The sequence below is a fragment of the Trichlorobacter ammonificans genome (assembly GCF_933509905.1).
GTDB classification, from domain to species: Bacteria; Desulfobacterota; Desulfuromonadia; order Geobacterales; family Pseudopelobacteraceae; genus Trichlorobacter; species Trichlorobacter ammonificans.
The window spans coordinates 2,559,099-2,575,037 of the sequence record NZ_OW150024.1 but is presented as its reverse complement, the minus strand read 5'-3'; the positions used below and the strand labels follow the sequence as shown (position 1 = coordinate 2,575,037).

The following is a 15,939-nucleotide window of genomic DNA, read 5'->3' as shown; positions in this document are numbered from 1 at the left end:
GTTACTCAGTAGTTGAAGGGAATAATGCTTTGAAAATCAGGCTGTTTCTGCTACTGACCTTTGCCGTGAGCTGGTCGCTGGTCTTCTGTTATTTCGGGCTGGGAGGAAGACTCTCCCATCCTCTTTTCTACGCCATGTCGGTGGCGGTGATGTTTACTCCGTCGCTGGCTGCCCTCATCGTGCAGCGCCTCGTCTGCCGCCAGCCGTTTCTGAAACCGCTGGGAGTGATGCTGCGTCCCAACCGCTGGTACGCAGCAGGGCTGCTGCTACCGCCCTTGATTGTCCTGCTTGCGGCAGCCGCAAGCCTGCTGCTGCCCGGTGTATCGTTCAGCAACAACATTCTGGCCTCGAATCTCATGCTTTCTCTGGAGTCAGTTGTTCCGCCGGAACAGCTCACCCGGATACACCACCAGATCGCGATTCTTCCCGTGCATCCGGCTTGGCTGATCCTTGCCGGAGGAACCCTTGCCGGAGCGACCGTTAATGGGATGGCCGCCCTGGGCGAGGAGGCGGGATGGCGCGGCCTGCTGCAGGAAGAGCTTGCCCACCTCGGCTTCTGGCGCTCCTCGTGGCTGATCGGCTTGATCTGGGGAATCTGGCATCTGCCGCTTATTGTCTACGGCTACAATTACCCCGGCCATCCCGTGGCGGGGGCAATCGCCATGACACTCTGGGCCATCCTGTTTTCGCCCTTGATCGGGTATGTCCGCCTGAAGTCAGGATCGGTACTTGCGGCGGCGATGATGCACGGCAGCCTGAACGGCGTGTCAATGGCGCCTGCCGCCATGCTGACCGGCGGCGACAGCCTGACCACCGGCATCCTCGGCATTCCGGGGATCGCGGTGCTGGCAGCGCTGAACCTTGGGCTCTCTGTTTATCGTAGCACGGGAGCCCGGCCGACATGAGCGAAAACTCTCTCAGGCAGTTCGTTGATGCTGTGACAGCCCGGGAAATCACCGATGCCACCCCCGTTGCGCTCGCCCTGATGACGGATGATCAACGCTACGCGACCGCGGTCAACTGTGCGCCCGGCAATCCGCCGCTCTTTCTCGCCTACAGTTGCACCAAGACGATTATCGCCACGCTTGTCCTGATGCTGTGGGAAGAGGGGGGCTTTACTCCGGAGACGTCACTTGACCGCTGGTTCCCGGAACTGCCCCAGGCTTCGGCCATGACCATCCGCCATCTTCTCAATCATACCTCGGGTATCCCCGATTACGGGGGACTTGCCGACTACCACCGGGAGGTACGACGTTCGCCTTCCCGGCCGTGGACCGATACGGAATTTCTGGAGCGAACCCTGGCCTCGGGGATGCTGTTCGTGCCGGGAACCGGGTGGGCCTACTCCAATATCGGCTATCTCCTGCTCAGGCGGATCATAACGGAGGAGACCGGCCAGTCCCTTGCGTCGGTAGTCTCCGCGAGAATCTGCGCTCCGCTTGGGATCACAGAAAGCTTTGTCCCCGAATCGGTGGCGGACCTTTCGGCCCTGCAGCCGGCCTGCTCTGCGCTCCTTGCAGAGAGCGGTGAAGCACCGGTCCCGGAGGTCTACCACCCCGGCTGGGTCTCCCACGGGGTTCTCGCCTCTACCCCTGCCGAGCTGGCCTCTTTCTACCACCGGCTCTTCACGGGGGAAGTCCTGTCATCCGGGTCGCGTACAGCGCTGACGGCCCTGACGCCGGTACCGGCTGCCCCGCCCCGGTACCGCGCCCCCGGCTATGGTCTCGGCATCATGGCCGACACGGCATCACCCTATGGAATCATCATGGGGCATAACGGCGCCGGACCGGGGTACCAGGCCAGCGTTTTCCACCTGCACTGCAGCAATGGCCGGCCGATAACCGTCTGCGCCATGTGCGCCAGCGAATCTCCCGACCTGGCGGAGCGGCTTGTCTTCAGGATCTTTGCGGTGCTGACGGCGGGTCGGGTAGCATGAACAGCTGCGTGTGCGACAAAAATCTGCTGGCATCACGAGAAAGGGGACTCCATGAGACGGCTGGAAGGGAAATCTGCGCTGGTCACCGGCGCGGCACGGGGGATAGGCGAGGCGATAGCCCGCGCCTTTGCAACTGCGGGAGCATTCGTCTATCTCACCGACATCGATGATGAGAGGGGAACGGCCGTTGCCGCAGAGATCGGCGCGGCAGCAACGTATCGCCGCTTGGACGTCAGGAGCGAATCTGACTGGCAGCGGGTCACCGCGGAGATTGTCGACCGCCACGGCCGACTTGCTATCGTGGTCAACAATGCGGGAATCACCGGCTTCGAGGAGGGGATGGTAGCGCACGACCCGGAGCATGCCGCTCTGGCGGACTGGCATGCCGTTCACCGCACCAACCTTGACGGCGTTTTCCTGGGATGCAAATACGCCATCCGGACCATGCGCAGGACAGGCACCGGTTCGATCATCAACATCTCCTCCCGCTCCGGACTGGTGGGCATCCCGGCTGCGGCCGCCTATGCCTCCTCCAAGGCGGCGGTGCGCAACCACACCAAAACAGTGGCGCTCTATTGTGCGGAGCAGGGACTCGCCGTTCGCTGCAACTCGATACACCCCGCCGCCATTCTCACCCCGATGTGGGAGCCGCTGATCGGACCTCCGGGGCCGGAACGTGAGGTGCGGCTGCAGGAGTTTGTCCGGGATACGCCACTCAGAAGATTCGGCACCCCCGAGGAGGTTGCCGCGGTTGCCCTCCTTCTTGCCTCGGACGAAGCAGCCTACATGACCGGCAGTGAACTGACCATTGACGGCGGCCTTCTCGCCGGTACGGCGGCATCGCCGGCTGGTGAGCAGAGGCCAGACGTACGTAATGGTTTCGATAGGGCATAACTATGACAGCCGTCTATTTTGCTTCTAACACCATGCCACTTCCAAAGCAGATAGATGACGTGGCAAAAAAACGGGTATAGTATACTTCTGCTTGACGAGGTAAAGAGTTGCCGTATTGGTTTTCAAACGGACAGGCTGTATCCTGGTCAAGGTTGCGCTATGCTTTTTCAAAAATAATGGTTAGAGATGCGTTCATGTCCGAAACTATCAAGATAGACAGCGACTACATCAAGCTGGACAGTTTTCTGAAGCTTGCCAACCTGGTGATGAGCGGTGGCGAGGCCAAGCTGCTGATTCAGGAGGGGCAGTTGAAGGTAAACGGGGAGATTGAGACCCGTCGGGGCCGCAAGCTGTATGCGGGCGACCGGGTGGAGGTAGCCGGCCGCGGTAGTGCCGTGGTCGGTTGACATCAAGGTATGAGGAGGTAGCCATGCTGAAGGAGTTCAAGGCGTTTGTGATGAAGGGGAACGTGCTGGACCTGGCGGTTGGCGTCATCATCGGTGCCGCCTTCGGCAAGATCGTCAATTCGGCGGTCACTGACCTGATCATGCCGCTGGCAGGTCTGGTGATGGGCAAGGTGGACTTCAGCAACCTGTTCATCAGCCTGTCCGGCAGCAGTTATCCCACCCTGGCCGCTGCCAAGGCCGCCGGGGCACCGACGCTCAATTACGGTATCTTCCTGAACACCACCATTGATTTTCTGATCATGGCGCTGGTGATCTTCATGATCGTCAAGGCAGCAAACAAGGTGCGCAAGGCCGAAACAGCCGCACCCGCCCCTCCGGCACGGGAGTGCCCGTTCTGCAAGTCGGCGGTGCACGATGACGCCACCCGCTGCCCCCACTGCACCTCCCAACTGTAGGAAGGAATTGCCATGAAACGACTGTGCCTGCTGTTCACCACCCTGATGTTGCTGGTGTCCGCTGCCCCGGCCCTGGCTGCCCAGGCGCAGATCACCTGGTACGGACACGCCGCCTTCAAGGTGGTTACCCCCTCCGGCAAGGTGCTGCTGGTGGACCCCTGGATCAGCAACCCGGCGAATCCCAATGCCCAGAAAGATTTGGAGTCATTGCAGAAGGTTGACCTGATCCTGCTGACCCACGGCCATGGCGACCATATCGGCGATACCGTTGAGATTGCAAAGAAGAGCGGTGCGCGGCTGGTGGCGGTGCCGGAGCTGCAAAAGGCGATGGTGGCGCACAAGGGATTTCCTGAAAAGCAGATCGATCGCGCCACGACCGGCAGCTTCGGCGGTACCATCAGCCTGCTGGACGGCGAGGTGACGGTCATGTTCGTGCCGGCGGTGCATGGTGGCGGTATGGATACCGAGAAGGGGCCGGTCTACGGTGGGCCTCCCGGGGGCCTCCTGATTTCGGTGAAGAACGGTCCCCGTATCTACCACACCGGCGATACCGACCTGTTCGGTGACATGGCGCTGTTGAAGGGACAGGTGGACCTGATGCTGCTCTGCATCGGCGACAAGTTCACCATGGGGCCGCAGCGGGCCGCCCGGGCCGTGGAGATGATCCGGCCGAAGCTGGCGGTGCCGATGCACTTTGAGACCTTCCCGGTGCTGACCGGCACGGCGGAGCAGTTTTCCAAGTCCCTCAGAACCTATGGACTGGAACTGTTGATGCGCCGACTGAAGGTAGGGGAAGCGCTGGCCTGGAACTAGGCCCTGCCGGATGACGAAGCATTACATCACAAGGGCCCTCCCGTTGTCACCGGGAGGGCCCTTGTCGTTTCTCCGGAATCGTGGAATCGTCGTTACGCCATGGCAATGACCGCGGCAACGCACTTCTCGATACCGGTTGCCACGTCGCTGATCCGCTGGCCCAGCATATAGGCAGGCGTCGTGACGACCCTGTTCTTCTGATCCACCACAAACTCGGTAACCGGGCAGTCCTGGTGCTTAGCCCCGGTCTTGTCGATCTCGGCGGCGGTACCGGCGTCGGTGCCGATGGTAACGGTGGGGGCGGCTTCCTTGCCCAGGATGGCGGCGATCAGGGCCGGGGCGATGCAGATGGCGCCGATCGGCTTCCCGGCGGCATGGACCTCCCGCACCAGCCGAGCCACCTGCGGGTTGACCGAGGCGGCGGCGCCCACCTTGCCGAAGTCGCACAGGTTAAGGGCGGCGCCGAACCCGCCGGGAAAGACCAGGGCATCCAGTTCCCCTGCCGTGACGCCGGCGATATCCTTGATGTTGCCACGGGCGATGCGGGCCGATTCCACCAGCACGTTGCGGGTGGCGCCGGTGGGCTCGGAGGTTACGTGGTTCACCTCGGCCAGTTCCATGTCGGGGGCCATGCAGACCGCCACGCAACCGGCCCGGTCGATGGCCAGCAGGGTCAGTACCGCCTCGTGAATTTCGCTGCCGTCCCGGACGCCGCAGCCTGAAAGTACAACACCGATCTTCTTGCTCATGTCAGCTCCCTCCATACTGTCTGTTTTCGGCCAGGGCCGTTTTGATCGCGTCATCATAGGGAGTCAGGGGGATCGGAAGCAGCTCCCGTATCCTGTTTTCCCGGCAGATCACTTCGTTTTTCAGTCCTTCGATCAGGGCGATTGCAATGGACGGCTGCACCGGCGTGACCAGTCCGACCCAGTAGGAGGAGAGACGGGGGCTGAGCACCGGCACCGGGATGATCAGCAGCCGTCTGCCCATGAGGTGCGCGAACCGCTCCATCATTTCCCGATAGGTCATGATGTCGGGGCCGCCGATATCAAAGGTGCCGCCGGTGGTCCGCTCCTCTTCCAGGCATCCGGCCAGGTAGCCGATCACGTCGGCCACTGCGATCGGCTGGTTGCGGGTGGTCACCCAGCGGGGCGTAATCATGACCGGCAGGCGTCGTACCAGGGCCCGTACCATTTCGTAGGAGGCCCCGCCGGCACCGATGATCACCGCTGCCCGCAGAAAGGTGGTGGCGAAGCGGCCGCTTCTCAGGATGTCGGCAACCTCAAGGCGGCTGGCCAGATGGTGGGAGAGGTTGTCGCCGGTTTCTCCCAGCCCCCCCAGGTAGATGGCCCGACGCAGGCCGCAGACGTTAGCGGCTTCGACAAAGTTTCCGGCTGCCCGGCGGTCCTGCTCGGCAAAGCGGCTGTGGCCGGCTCCCATGGAGTGTACCAGATAGTAGGCGGTATCCACGCCACGCAACGCCGCATGCAGGGTTTCCGGCCTGAGCAGGTCCGCCATGACCGGCTCCGCGCCCGTCGGCAGCGGTGCGGGGCGGCGCAGGGCGCAGCGCACCCGGTATCCCCGGTCAAGCAGGTTGCGCACCAGTCGTGCCCCGATGAAGCCGGATGCCCCGGTTACCAGGACTATTCTGTCGCTGCGGTCAGCCATGGGGCAAGTGTGCCATAGCCCGAATGGCCTTGCAAGCCCTGTCCATATCGGTACAATGTCCGGTATCATGAAGCCTGCGACTGCCCACGACAAACCGCTGCAGCAGATTGCCTGCCAGCAGGTGCTGCTGGAGGACTCTTCCGTCTTTTCCGTGCAATGGACCGATCTGCCGGCAGCCTGTGCGGCAGGAGTAACGGCGAAGACGGTCTGCCGCAGCTACCTGGCAGCGATAGACCGCCAGACCTGGGGGCTGATCCGTCATCGGGAGTGGGAAGGAGAGCTCTCCTTCCGGCTCATGGGACGCTACCCCCTGCTTGTCTTTGAGCTGCCCATCGCGTACGGCTCCACGGAGCATGACGAGCTGTGCCTGCGTATCCGTGGCGGTTTGCTGGTGCAGTCCGACGCCTGCAGGCGTGGGGAGCTGCTCTTTCGGGTAGAGCCGTTGCCCGACGGCGGCAGCAGGGTAACGTTGCAGCTTTCCGACTACTGCCCCCTACTGCTGGGGAGCCGCCGTCCGTCCTTGTTCAGGCGCTGGTTGTACCGGCTGACCCAGGCCGCCATCCACCGCCTGGTGACGGTCCGTTTTCTTGTCGGACTCTACCGCGAACTGGCCGGTGCCGATGCCTGTGTCCGGCTCCTGCGAGTAAAGGTCAGAGAAGGACGCCCGACCTGAGGGAAGGTGCAGTCAAGCTCCCGATTGAAGAACAATCGCTGCCGTGTTACGATGTTTCCACTGGATGATCTCGAGCATAACAAGGATCGTAATGCCATGCCCCATGCAGAACTGACCATTCCCGAGACCCTTCCGCTGTACCCCCTCAAGGATATGGTGGCATTTCCCTATATGGTGTTCCCCGTTTACCAGAGCGAGGAGGAGGCGGAGCGGTTCACCGTTGCCCAGAAGCAGTACGACAGCTTCATTGCCGTGGTGTATCAGCATGCCGACGCAGAGGCGCCGCTCAAGGAGACCATCAGCCCCATCGGTACCGTCTGCCGGGTGACCCAGATCAAGCGGGTTTCCGGCAACCGCCTCAAAATCACCCTGGAGGGAATCAACCGGATCACCATCGGCAACCTTGAGCAGACCACCCCCTTTCCGGTGGTGGAGACGGAGGTGGTGCGGGAGTTCGTGGAGCGGGGGCTGGTGTCCGACGCCCTGGTGCAGAGCCTGATCGGCCTGCTCAAGATTTCCCTCTCCTACGGCAAGCCGCTGCCGGACGATGTGATGAAGATGATCGACTACATCGACAACCCGGCACGGCTTTCCGACCTGGTGGCGCTGTACGTCAACCTGCCGCTGCCGGACCTGCAGGATTTGCTGGAAACCCTCGATCCGCTGGAGCGGCTGAAGAAGGTCTACGTGGTGCTGACCAACGAGGTGCAGAAGCTGCAGGTCAACACCGAGTTGAAGACCGAGGTGAACCGGCGGGTCGGCAAGAACCAGAAGGACTACCTGTTGCGGGAGCAGTTGAAACAGATTCAGGAGGAGCTGGGTGAGGAGGACCCCCGCAACGCCGATGTGACCGATCTCCGCAAACGGATCGACGAAGCGGAGATGCCGGAGGAGGTGCGCAAGATCGCCCTGAAGGAGCTGAAACGGCTGGAGCGGATCAACCAGGCGTCACCTGAGTACAACGTCTCCCGCACCTACCTGGATTACCTGGCCGGCATGCCCTGGAACATCTCCACCATTGATTCGCTGGATATCGTCAAGGCGGAAGAGGTGCTGGACGAAGACCACTACAACCTTAAAAAAGTCAAGGAACGGATTCTCGAATTTCTGGCGGTCCGCTCCCTGAAGGAGACCATGAAGGGGCCGGTGCTCTGCTTCGTGGGACCGCCGGGGGTGGGCAAGACGTCGCTTGGCCGTTCCATCGCCCGCAGCCTGGGACGCAAGTTTGTGCGGGTTTCCCTGGGCGGGGTACGGGACGAAGCGGAGATCCGCGGACACCGCCGGACCTACATCGGCGCCCTGCCGGGGCGGATCATCAAGGAAATCTACCGCTGCGGCTCCAATAACCCGGTGCTGATGCTGGACGAAATCGACAAGCTGTCCCACGATTTCCGCGGCGACCCCTCCTCGGCCCTGCTGGAGGTGCTGGATCCCGAGCAGAATTTCTCCTTCCAGGATCATTACCTGGATGTCCCCTTTGACCTCTCCAAGGTGATGTTCATCACCACCGCCAACCAGATGGACCCGATCCCCGGCCCCCTCAAGGACCGGATGGAGATCATCCGGCTGGCCGGGTATTCCGGCGAGGAGAAGCTGCATATCGCCCGTAACTTCATCATCCCCCGGGAGATCGAGGAGAACGGCCTTGCCAAGACCCCTCCCGCCTTTACGGAGGAGGGGCTGGTCAAGGTGATCCGCGACTACACCAGGGAGGCAGGGGTGCGTAACCTGCAGCGCACCATCGGCCAGGTGCTGCGCAAGGTCGCCAAGGAAATCACCCAGGGAAAGCCGCTGCGGGAGCAGATCACTCCGGAGGTGGTGGCGGAACTGCTGGGGCCGCGGAAGTTCCATAACGAAGTGGCGGCGGAGTCTGACCGCGTCGGGGTGGTGACCGGGCTGGCCTGGACCGAGACCGGCGGGGATATCCTCTTTGTGGAGGCCACCAGCATGCCGGGCAAGACGGAGCTGATCCTGACCGGCTCCCTGGGAGAGGTGATGAAGGAGTCGGCCCGGGCGGCCCTTTCCTACATCCAGGCCCATGCCGCCGATTTCGGTCTCAGTGGCGATATGTTCGAGAGCCGTACCGTGCATATCCATGTGCCGTCCGGGGCCATTCCCAAGGATGGCCCTTCCGCCGGGGTAACCATGGTGGCGGCGCTGGTGTCGCTTCTCACCGGCAAGCCGGCCCGTCGCAACGTGGCCATGACCGGCGAGATCACCCTGACCGGCCGGGTGCTGGCCATCGGCGGTCTGAAGGAGAAGGTGCTGGCCGCCCACCGGGCCGGCGTCACCACGGTGCTGGCTCCCAGCCGCAACCGGGACGATCTGGAAGATATTCCGGAAAATGTCCGCCAGGAACTGGAGTTCCGGTTCATCGACGAAGCGGCGGAAGCCGTGGCCGCGGTACTCTGATCCATGAAGCTGGCCCTGATCGACCAGCGCGTGCTCCGCTTCCTGGCCGGGTTCCAGGCCTGGTTCTTTCTCACCGGCCAGGCCCTGGTCAGGATATTTCGCAAACCATCCTATTACCGCGATTTTGCCATCCAGTTCGATAAACTGGGCTTTTCCTCCCTGTTCATCTGCCTGTTGACCGGCCTGTTCACCGGCATGGTCATGGCCCTGCAGGCCCTGATCCAGCTCAAGCCGTTTGCCGCCACCAGCTATGTGGGCGGCATGGTGGCGGTCACCATGATCAAGGAGCTGGGGCCGGTACTGGCGGCCCTGATGGTGGCCGGCCGGGTGGGCTCCGCCATCACCGCCGAACTGGGGACCATGGTGGTGACCGAGCAGGTGGATGCCATGCGGGTCGAAGGGACCGATATCATCCAGCGGCTGGTGACCCCGCGGCTCAAGGCGATGCTGCTGGCCTTGCCGCTTCTGACCGTCATCACCGACGCCATCGCCATGTTCGGCGGCTACCTGATTGCCACCGGCTACGACATCAGCCCGATCATGTACCTGTCCACCTTTACCCAGTTCATGGTGCCGCTGGACTACCTGGAGGGGGTATTCAAGCCGCTGGTGTTTGCCTGTCTGATCACCATGACCGGCTGCTACGTGGGGCTGAATACCGCCGGCGGGGCGGAAGGGGTGGGGGCCTCGGCCAAGCGGGCGGTGGTGATCTCCTCGGTGATGGTGCTGATGTGCGACTTCTTTATCGCCAAGCTGTTCGTGGTGTTCAGATGAGGGGAAATCCGGCCATGTCGGCCAGCAGCGCCACATTCAGGGCGATCACGACCAGGCCGACGATCCAGAGTACTGCGGCGCCGTAGCGGGTGTTGGCATACTCCCCCATCACCTCCCGGGATGAAGTCAGCATGATCAGCGGTACGATGGTCAGGGGGAGTTGCAGCGACAGGGCGATCTGACTCCAGAGAATCCCCTTGAAGGGGTCGCCCAGGAGCAGAATTGCCAGCAGGGCGCCGCCGAGGGTCATGGCCAGTCCGGTTCGTGAGTGGGGATCGGCCATGTCGAACGGCTCGCGGTAGATGCCGGCAAAAACGCTGCCTCCCGCCATGGCGGCGGTGACCGACGAGGCCAGGCCGGCGAACAGAAGCCCCAACGCAAACACCACCGCCGCGAGGCGGCCGAAGATCGGTTGCAGGGTGGTCATCACCTGGGGCAGCTCCGTGACCGTGATGCCGTGACTGAAAAATACCGCCGCCGCCATGATGATCATGGCGCTGTTGATGGCCCAGCCGACCCCCATGCTGAACAGGGTATCGAAAAACTCGAACTTGAGCTGCTTCCTGATGATGTCATCCCCCTGCTGGTGCCACTGGCGGCTCTGGATCACTTCGGAATGCAGAAAAATGTTGTGGGGCATGACCACCGCCCCCAGTACCCCCATGATGACCGGCAGGGCGCCGTGGGGCACCGTAGGGGTTACCCAGCCGGTCACCACGTTGTTCCAGGAAATGTCGGCCAGGCAGAGTTCGAAGATGAAGGAGAGACCGATCAGGGAAATGAACCCCATGATCCACTTCTCCAGCCGCTGATAGTTCTTGGAAAAAAGCATCCAGGCCGAAAAGAGGGCGGAAAGCAGAGCGCCGAACGGGAGGGGAAGGCCGGTCAGCATGGTGAGCCCGATGGCTGCCCCCAGCAGCTCTGCCAGGGCGGTGGAGATGCAGGCGGCCATGGCGCTGCCCAGCATGATAAAGCGGAGCCAGGGACGGAAAAACTTCGAGGCTGCCTCCGACAGGCAGAGGCCGGTGACGATCCCCAGGTGGGCTGCGTTGTGCTGGATGATGATCAGGATGATGGTGGACAAGGTGACGACCCAGAGCAGTGCGTAGCCGAACTGGGCGCCGGCCGCCACGTTGGTGACCCAGTTGCCGGGGTCAATGAAGCCGACCGTGACGAAGAAACCGGGGCCGATGAAGCGGAAGAGTTCCAGCGATGCCAGTCGTGATGCCTGCTGCCCTATATGCTCAAGCCATTTCATGGACAGTAGTCATACTCCATCTGCCGGGGGCTGTCGAGGGGGTACCGCAGTGGGCGGCCTGACGCCGCCGGACTGCGGGATACCCGTGATGTTTCATACTGGGGAGAATACCATGGCAACGTCCGCCGCAGCGGTGACGAGTCCGTGATCATGTGCAATGACAACAGCAACCGGCCGCCGAGGGTGGGAACGGAACCGGCACGGTGAGCCGCGTCATCAGGGAAATACAGCGCCGCCGCCGCGCTGCTGAAGCGGAAACCGCCCCCTCCGGTCGGGGTGGGGCGCTGTCGGTCTGCCTGGTCTATCCCAACCGGTACCATACCGCCATGAGCAGCCTGGGATTTCAGGCGGTCCACCGGTTGTTCAACGACCAGCCTGACACGGTCTGCGAACGGGCCTTTCTCCCGGACCGGGAGGAATTGGCCGAGTACGCCAAAAGCGGTGCCACGCTGCTCTCCCTGGAGTCGGGGCGACCGTTGTCCGACTTCGCCGTGATCGCCTTCTCGGTCTCCTTTGAGCCCGACTTCATCGCTATCCCCCAGATACTCCGCCTGGCCCGTATCCCGGAGCTGGCAGCCGACCGGGGGGCGGCCGACCCGCTGATCATCGGCGGCGGCGCCGCCTGTTTCCTCAATCCCGAACCAGCGGCCCCGTTTTTCGACCTGATCGCGGTGGGGGAGGGGGAAACGTTGATCCCGCCCCTCTGCAGGTTCCTGCGTGCTCAGGCCAGCAGCTCCCGCACCGAACTGCTGACCGCCGCAGCGGAGCTGCCCGGCATGTACGTACCCTCTCTGCCGTTCCGCCAGCCGGTGGCCAGGCTCTGCGCCCCCGTGGATGCTCCACCCTCCTGCTCAACGATCCTGACCGAGGACACCGAATTCGGGAACATGTTCCTGGTGGAGGTGAGCCGGGGCTGCCCCCGGGGCTGTCGCTTCTGCGCCGCGGGCTTTGTCTGGCAGCCGTTTCGCTGGCAGCCGCTGGAGCGGCTGCTGGAGGCCTGTCGGGAAGGGCTGCGGCAACGTGGTACCATCGGCCTGGTGGGGGCTGCGGTATCCGACCATCCCGCCATCACGGAGGTGTGCCATTTTATCGTGGCAGAAGGGGGAGCGCCCTCGCTCTCGTCCCTGCGGATCGACCGGCTGACCCCGGAGCTGTTGGAGCTGCTGGCCCGCAGCGGCCATAAGACCGTCTCTCTGGCACCTGAAGGCGGCTCCCAGCGGATGCGGGACATGATCCGCAAGAATCTGACCGAGGAGCAGATTCTGCGTGCTGTCGAGCTGGTGGCCGACGCCGGTATCCTTAACCTGAAACTGTACGTAATTATCGGCCTGCCGGGTGAGACCGACGAAGATCTGGAAGAACTGATCCGGCTCACCGCTGCCGTGCAGGCAACGGTGGTGGCCCAGGCGCGGCGTCACAAACGTCTGGGGGAGATCACCCTGTCGGTCAACCCGTTTATTCCCAAGCCGTTCACGCCGCTGCAATGGGCCGGCATGTGTCCCCTGAAGGAGTTGCAACGCCGGGTCGCTCTGCTGGAAAAAGGAGTGCGGCCGATCCCCAACGTGCGGCTCAAGGTTGAGGAGCTGCACGGTGCCGTACTGCAGGCGCTGCTCTCCCGCGGCGGCCGGGAGTTGACGCCGTTGCTGCAGGCCATGTCCCAAGGGCTGAATCTGCGTAAGGCTGCCAAGCAGTGTGCTCTCGACGTGGAGAGCCGCGTCACTGCCACGCTGGCGCTTGATGAGTCGTTGCCATGGGACGCGGTCAGCAGCGCCGATACGGCAACACTGGCAACGGAGTACCGGGCCGCCATGGCGGTTGTCGGAGTGCCGGTATGAAGCGGTGTACGCTCTGTCGTGAAGAGTTCGACGAAACCGTGCCGGTGTCGTCCATCTTTCAGGAAGCCGGTGCCTGGTTGGCTGAGGAGGTCTGGAGGGATGGCGGGGAGCTCTGCCCCCGTTGCCTGGAGAACCGGGCGCGGTTGGTGATGATGTACGCCCATGACTGCAACACCTGAGTCCTGTTCCGGCAGCGGTGCTTTGATTGCCCCGTTAATGCCTGCTTGCTGACTTGGTGGTGGGCGAAGCAAAAAAGATCGTTCAAATTGAAACGGCCTCCGGATTGCTCCGGAGGCCGTGCTGGTTCAGGCAGCTGGTCGGGTTCAGTCAACCGACTTGCGCAGGAACGTGGGGATGTCGTAGGTATCCTCATCGTCGAAGGAGACCGAGCCGACGTGGCGGACCGGACGTCCCCCCTCGCTCTTCTGACGGTCTCTGATAAAGGTGGGGGTGTCGATGCTGGTCACCGGTGTCACCGGTTTATGCAGGGTGGTGAGGGGCGACATGGTGCGGACATGGCCGGTAGCGTCGAAACGGTCGCCGAACCCGGTGACAATGGCGGTGACCTTGACGGTTTCCCCCAGGGATTCGTCGATGACCACACCGATGATGATGTTGGCGTCTTCGTGGACTTTCTCGTGGATGGTCTTGTTGACGGCGTCGAAGTCGTCCATGGTCATGGCGGAGGAGCCGGTGATGTTGACCAGTACGCCGCGGGCGCCGGAAACGTCGATATCTTCCAGCAGCGGCGAGGAAATCGCCTTGGTGGCGGCCTCGGCGGCCCGGTTGTCGCCGGTGGCAATGCCGATGCCCATCATGGCCATGCCGCGCTCGCTCATGATCGCTTTCACGTCGGCAAAGTCGACGTTGATGAAACCGGAGGTGGTGATCAGATCGGAGATGCCTTGGACCGCCTGACGGAGCACGTCATCGGAGGGCTTGAAGGCGTCGAGAATGCCGAGGGAGCGGGGGGCGATGCTGATCAGACGGTCGTTGGGGATGATGATGAGCGAGTCGACATGCTGCTTGAGGGCGCGGATACCTTCCTCGGCCTTGGCCATCCGCTGCTTGCCTTCGCGGGAAAACGGCTTGGTGACGATGCCGACGGTGAGCACCCCGGCCTCGCGGGCCACTTCAGCAATGACCGGCGCGGCGCCGGTACCGGTGCCGCCGCCCATGCCGGCGGCGATGAAGACCATGTCGGCCCCTTTGACGATGTCGGTGAGGCGTTCGCGGTCCTCGAGTGCCGCATCACGTCCGATGTTGGGGTTGGCGCCGGCGCCGAGCCCTTTGGTGAGCTGGCCGCCCAACGGAATTTTGACGGGGGCTTTGGAGGAGCGGAGCGCCTGGGAATCAGTGTTGGCAACGATGAATTCCACCTTGTTCATGCCGCAGGCCACCATGGTGTTGACGGCATTGCCGCCGCCACCACCGACCCCGATAACCTTGATCACTGCGCTCTGCTCGATGGATTCGTCAAACTCGAACATCCGCCCCCCCCTTTTTCAAGTAAATTAATGTAGTGTTGTAAGAGGTTGTTGCCTTGATGATGCGTCAGGGTCCGGCTCTCAGAAGAACTCCCGGAACCAACTCTTCATGCGGCGGGCTGCCGTGTTGAAGATACTGTCTTCCGACTTGGTGGCCGGAAACTCACGGGGGCCGAGATTTCGACTGCCGTAAATGATCAGGCCCACACCCGTTGAATAAACCGGAGAGTTGACGACGTCAATAAGTCCGCCGATCTTCTGGGGGATTCCGCGGCGTACCGGCAGGTTGAAAATCTGTTCTGCCAGCTCCGGCATCCCGTCAAGTATACTCGATCCGCCGGTAATTACAACCCCGGATGCAATGGAATCTTCAAGTCCCGATTTGACGATTTCACGGTTTACCAGGGTGAACAATTCTTCGACCCGGGGGCCCAGGATTTCGCATAAAACCGTACGGGAAAGTTCCCGCGGCTTACGGCCGCCGACGCTGGGGACTTCGATCTTGTCATCCTTGCCCACCAGGGAAGAGAGGCAGCAGCCGTGGTTGCGCTTGATTTTTTCCGCCTCGGCCATGGGGGTGCGCAGGCCGACGGCGATATCGTTGGTCAGATGGTTCCCCCCCAGTCCCAACACTGAGGTGTACTTGATGGCACCTTCGGAGAAGATGGCGATATCAGTGGTGCCGCCGCCGATATCCACCAGGCAGACCCCCAGTTCCTTCTCGTCCGGCGAGAGGACCGCCTCGGAAGAGGCGAGTTGCTCCAGGACGATGTCGGCCACGTCCAGGCCGGCCCGGTTGCAGGATTTGACGATGTTCTGGGCGCTGGCCACGGCGCCGGTGACGATATGGACCTTGGCCTCCAGGCGGACACCGCTCATTCCCAGCGGCTCGCGGATGCCGTCCTGCTCGTCGATGATGAATTCCTGGGGAAGAATATGGATCACTTCCCGGTCCATCGGGATGGCGATGGCCTTGGCGGCGTCGATGACCCGGCGCACGTCCTCGGGGGAGACTTCACGGTTCTTGATGGCGATCACCCCCTGGGAGTTGATCCCCTTGATATGGCCGCCGGCGATGCCGGCGTAGACCGACTTGATCTCGCAGCCGGCCATCAGCTCGGCTTCGTCGATCGCTTTGCGGATCGCGGTCACCGTGCTCTCGATGTTGATGACAACCCCTTTGCGCAGACCACTGGAAGGACTGGTGCCGATGCCGACGATCTCAATGCCGTCCTCGGTAACATTACCGACAATGGCGCAGATTTTAGTGGTCCCGATGTCGAGGCCGACAATCAGGTTGTCTCTCTTGGCGGACATAGCGTTCCCC

At 62.5% G+C, this 15,939-nt stretch carries 16 protein-coding genes; 11 read left to right on the top strand and 5 right to left on the bottom strand.

The window, feature by feature from the left end; translation table 11 throughout:
- Positions 1–29: 29 nt before the first annotated feature.
- From RAK07_RS11805 to RAK07_RS11780, 6 genes are all read left to right on the top strand, one after another.
- Complete coding sequence (locus tag RAK07_RS11805) at positions 30–905, top strand: CPBP family intramembrane glutamic endopeptidase (RefSeq protein ID WP_305733034.1); 876 nt, start codon at positions 30–32, stop codon at positions 903–905.
- On the top strand, positions 902–1,936 hold the full coding sequence (locus RAK07_RS11800; RefSeq protein WP_305733033.1) for a serine hydrolase domain-containing protein: 1,035 nt from the start codon (positions 902–904) through the stop codon (positions 1,934–1,936). The genes RAK07_RS11805 and RAK07_RS11800 overlap by 4 nt, the downstream gene beginning before the upstream one ends.
- 51 nt (positions 1,937–1,987) lie before the next feature.
- Positions 1,988–2,830, top strand: coding sequence for a glucose 1-dehydrogenase (locus RAK07_RS11795; protein WP_305733032.1), 843 nt, complete (start codon positions 1,988–1,990; stop codon positions 2,828–2,830).
- A 194-nt stretch (positions 2,831–3,024) separates the two neighbouring features.
- The gene (yaaA, locus tag RAK07_RS11790) at positions 3,025–3,237 is read left to right on the top strand and encodes a S4 domain-containing protein YaaA (protein ID WP_305733031.1); all 213 of its coding nucleotides are present in this window, start codon (positions 3,025–3,027) and stop codon (positions 3,235–3,237) included.
- A 23-nt stretch (positions 3,238–3,260) separates the two neighbouring features.
- Positions 3,261–3,692, top strand: a complete 432-nt coding sequence (mscL, locus tag RAK07_RS11785) for a large conductance mechanosensitive channel protein MscL (protein WP_305733030.1) — start codon at positions 3,261–3,263, stop codon at positions 3,690–3,692.
- A gap of 12 nt (positions 3,693–3,704) precedes the next feature.
- Entirely contained in the window at positions 3,705–4,505 is an 801-nt protein-coding gene (locus RAK07_RS11780; RefSeq protein ID WP_305733029.1) for a metal-dependent hydrolase, read from the top strand.
- 92 nt (positions 4,506–4,597) lie between these two features.
- Here RAK07_RS11780 and elbB read toward each other — a convergent pair whose 3' ends face one another.
- Together elbB and RAK07_RS11770 are read right to left on the bottom strand one after the other, a co-directional pair.
- On the bottom strand, positions 4,598–5,254 hold the full coding sequence (gene elbB, locus RAK07_RS11775) for an isoprenoid biosynthesis glyoxalase ElbB (protein WP_305733028.1): 657 nt from the start codon (positions 5,252–5,254) through the stop codon (positions 4,598–4,600).
- A 1-nt stretch (position 5,255) separates the two neighbouring features.
- The gene (locus tag RAK07_RS11770; RefSeq protein WP_305733027.1) at positions 5,256–6,173 is read right to left on the bottom strand and encodes an NAD(P)H-binding protein; all 918 of its coding nucleotides are present in this window, start codon (positions 6,171–6,173) and stop codon (positions 5,256–5,258) included.
- Between the two features lie 67 nt (positions 6,174–6,240).
- Between RAK07_RS11770 and RAK07_RS11765 the strand changes: the two genes are divergently transcribed.
- From RAK07_RS11765 to RAK07_RS11755, 3 genes are all read left to right on the top strand, one after another.
- Positions 6,241–6,846, top strand: a complete 606-nt coding sequence (locus RAK07_RS11765) for a hypothetical protein (RefSeq protein WP_305733026.1) — start codon at positions 6,241–6,243, stop codon at positions 6,844–6,846.
- A 96-nt stretch (positions 6,847–6,942) separates the two neighbouring features.
- On the top strand, positions 6,943–9,258 hold the full coding sequence (lon, locus tag RAK07_RS11760) for an endopeptidase La (RefSeq protein WP_305733025.1): 2,316 nt from the start codon (positions 6,943–6,945) through the stop codon (positions 9,256–9,258).
- A 3-nt stretch (positions 9,259–9,261) separates the two neighbouring features.
- Positions 9,262–10,032, top strand: coding sequence for an MlaE family ABC transporter permease (locus RAK07_RS11755; RefSeq protein WP_305733024.1), 771 nt, complete (start codon positions 9,262–9,264; stop codon positions 10,030–10,032).
- Here RAK07_RS11755 and RAK07_RS11750 read toward each other — a convergent pair.
- The gene (locus RAK07_RS11750) at positions 10,025–11,290 is read right to left on the bottom strand and encodes an Nramp family divalent metal transporter (RefSeq protein ID WP_305733023.1); all 1,266 of its coding nucleotides are present in this window, start codon (positions 11,288–11,290) and stop codon (positions 10,025–10,027) included. The genes RAK07_RS11755 and RAK07_RS11750 overlap by 8 nt on opposite strands.
- Before the next feature lie 203 nt (positions 11,291–11,493).
- Here RAK07_RS11750 and RAK07_RS11745 point away from each other — a divergent pair, with 203 nt between their 5' ends.
- The gene (locus RAK07_RS11745; protein ID WP_305733022.1) at positions 11,494–13,125 is read left to right on the top strand and encodes a radical SAM protein; all 1,632 of its coding nucleotides are present in this window, start codon (positions 11,494–11,496) and stop codon (positions 13,123–13,125) included.
- Entirely contained in the window at positions 13,122–13,304 is a 183-nt protein-coding gene (locus RAK07_RS11740; protein WP_305733021.1) for a hypothetical protein, read from the top strand. Before RAK07_RS11745 ends, RAK07_RS11740 begins: the two co-directional genes overlap by 4 nt.
- A gap of 144 nt (positions 13,305–13,448) precedes the next feature.
- Here RAK07_RS11740 and ftsZ read toward each other — a convergent pair whose 3' ends face one another.
- Positions 13,449–14,615, bottom strand: a complete 1,167-nt coding sequence (gene ftsZ / locus RAK07_RS11735) for a cell division protein FtsZ (protein WP_305733020.1) — start codon at positions 14,613–14,615, stop codon at positions 13,449–13,451.
- Between the two features lie 78 nt (positions 14,616–14,693).
- Positions 14,694–15,929: a cell division protein FtsA gene (gene ftsA / locus RAK07_RS11730; RefSeq protein ID WP_305733019.1), complete on the bottom strand. Its 1,236-nt coding sequence runs from the start codon at positions 15,927–15,929 to the stop codon at positions 14,694–14,696.
- Positions 15,930–15,939: the final 10 nt, after the last annotated feature.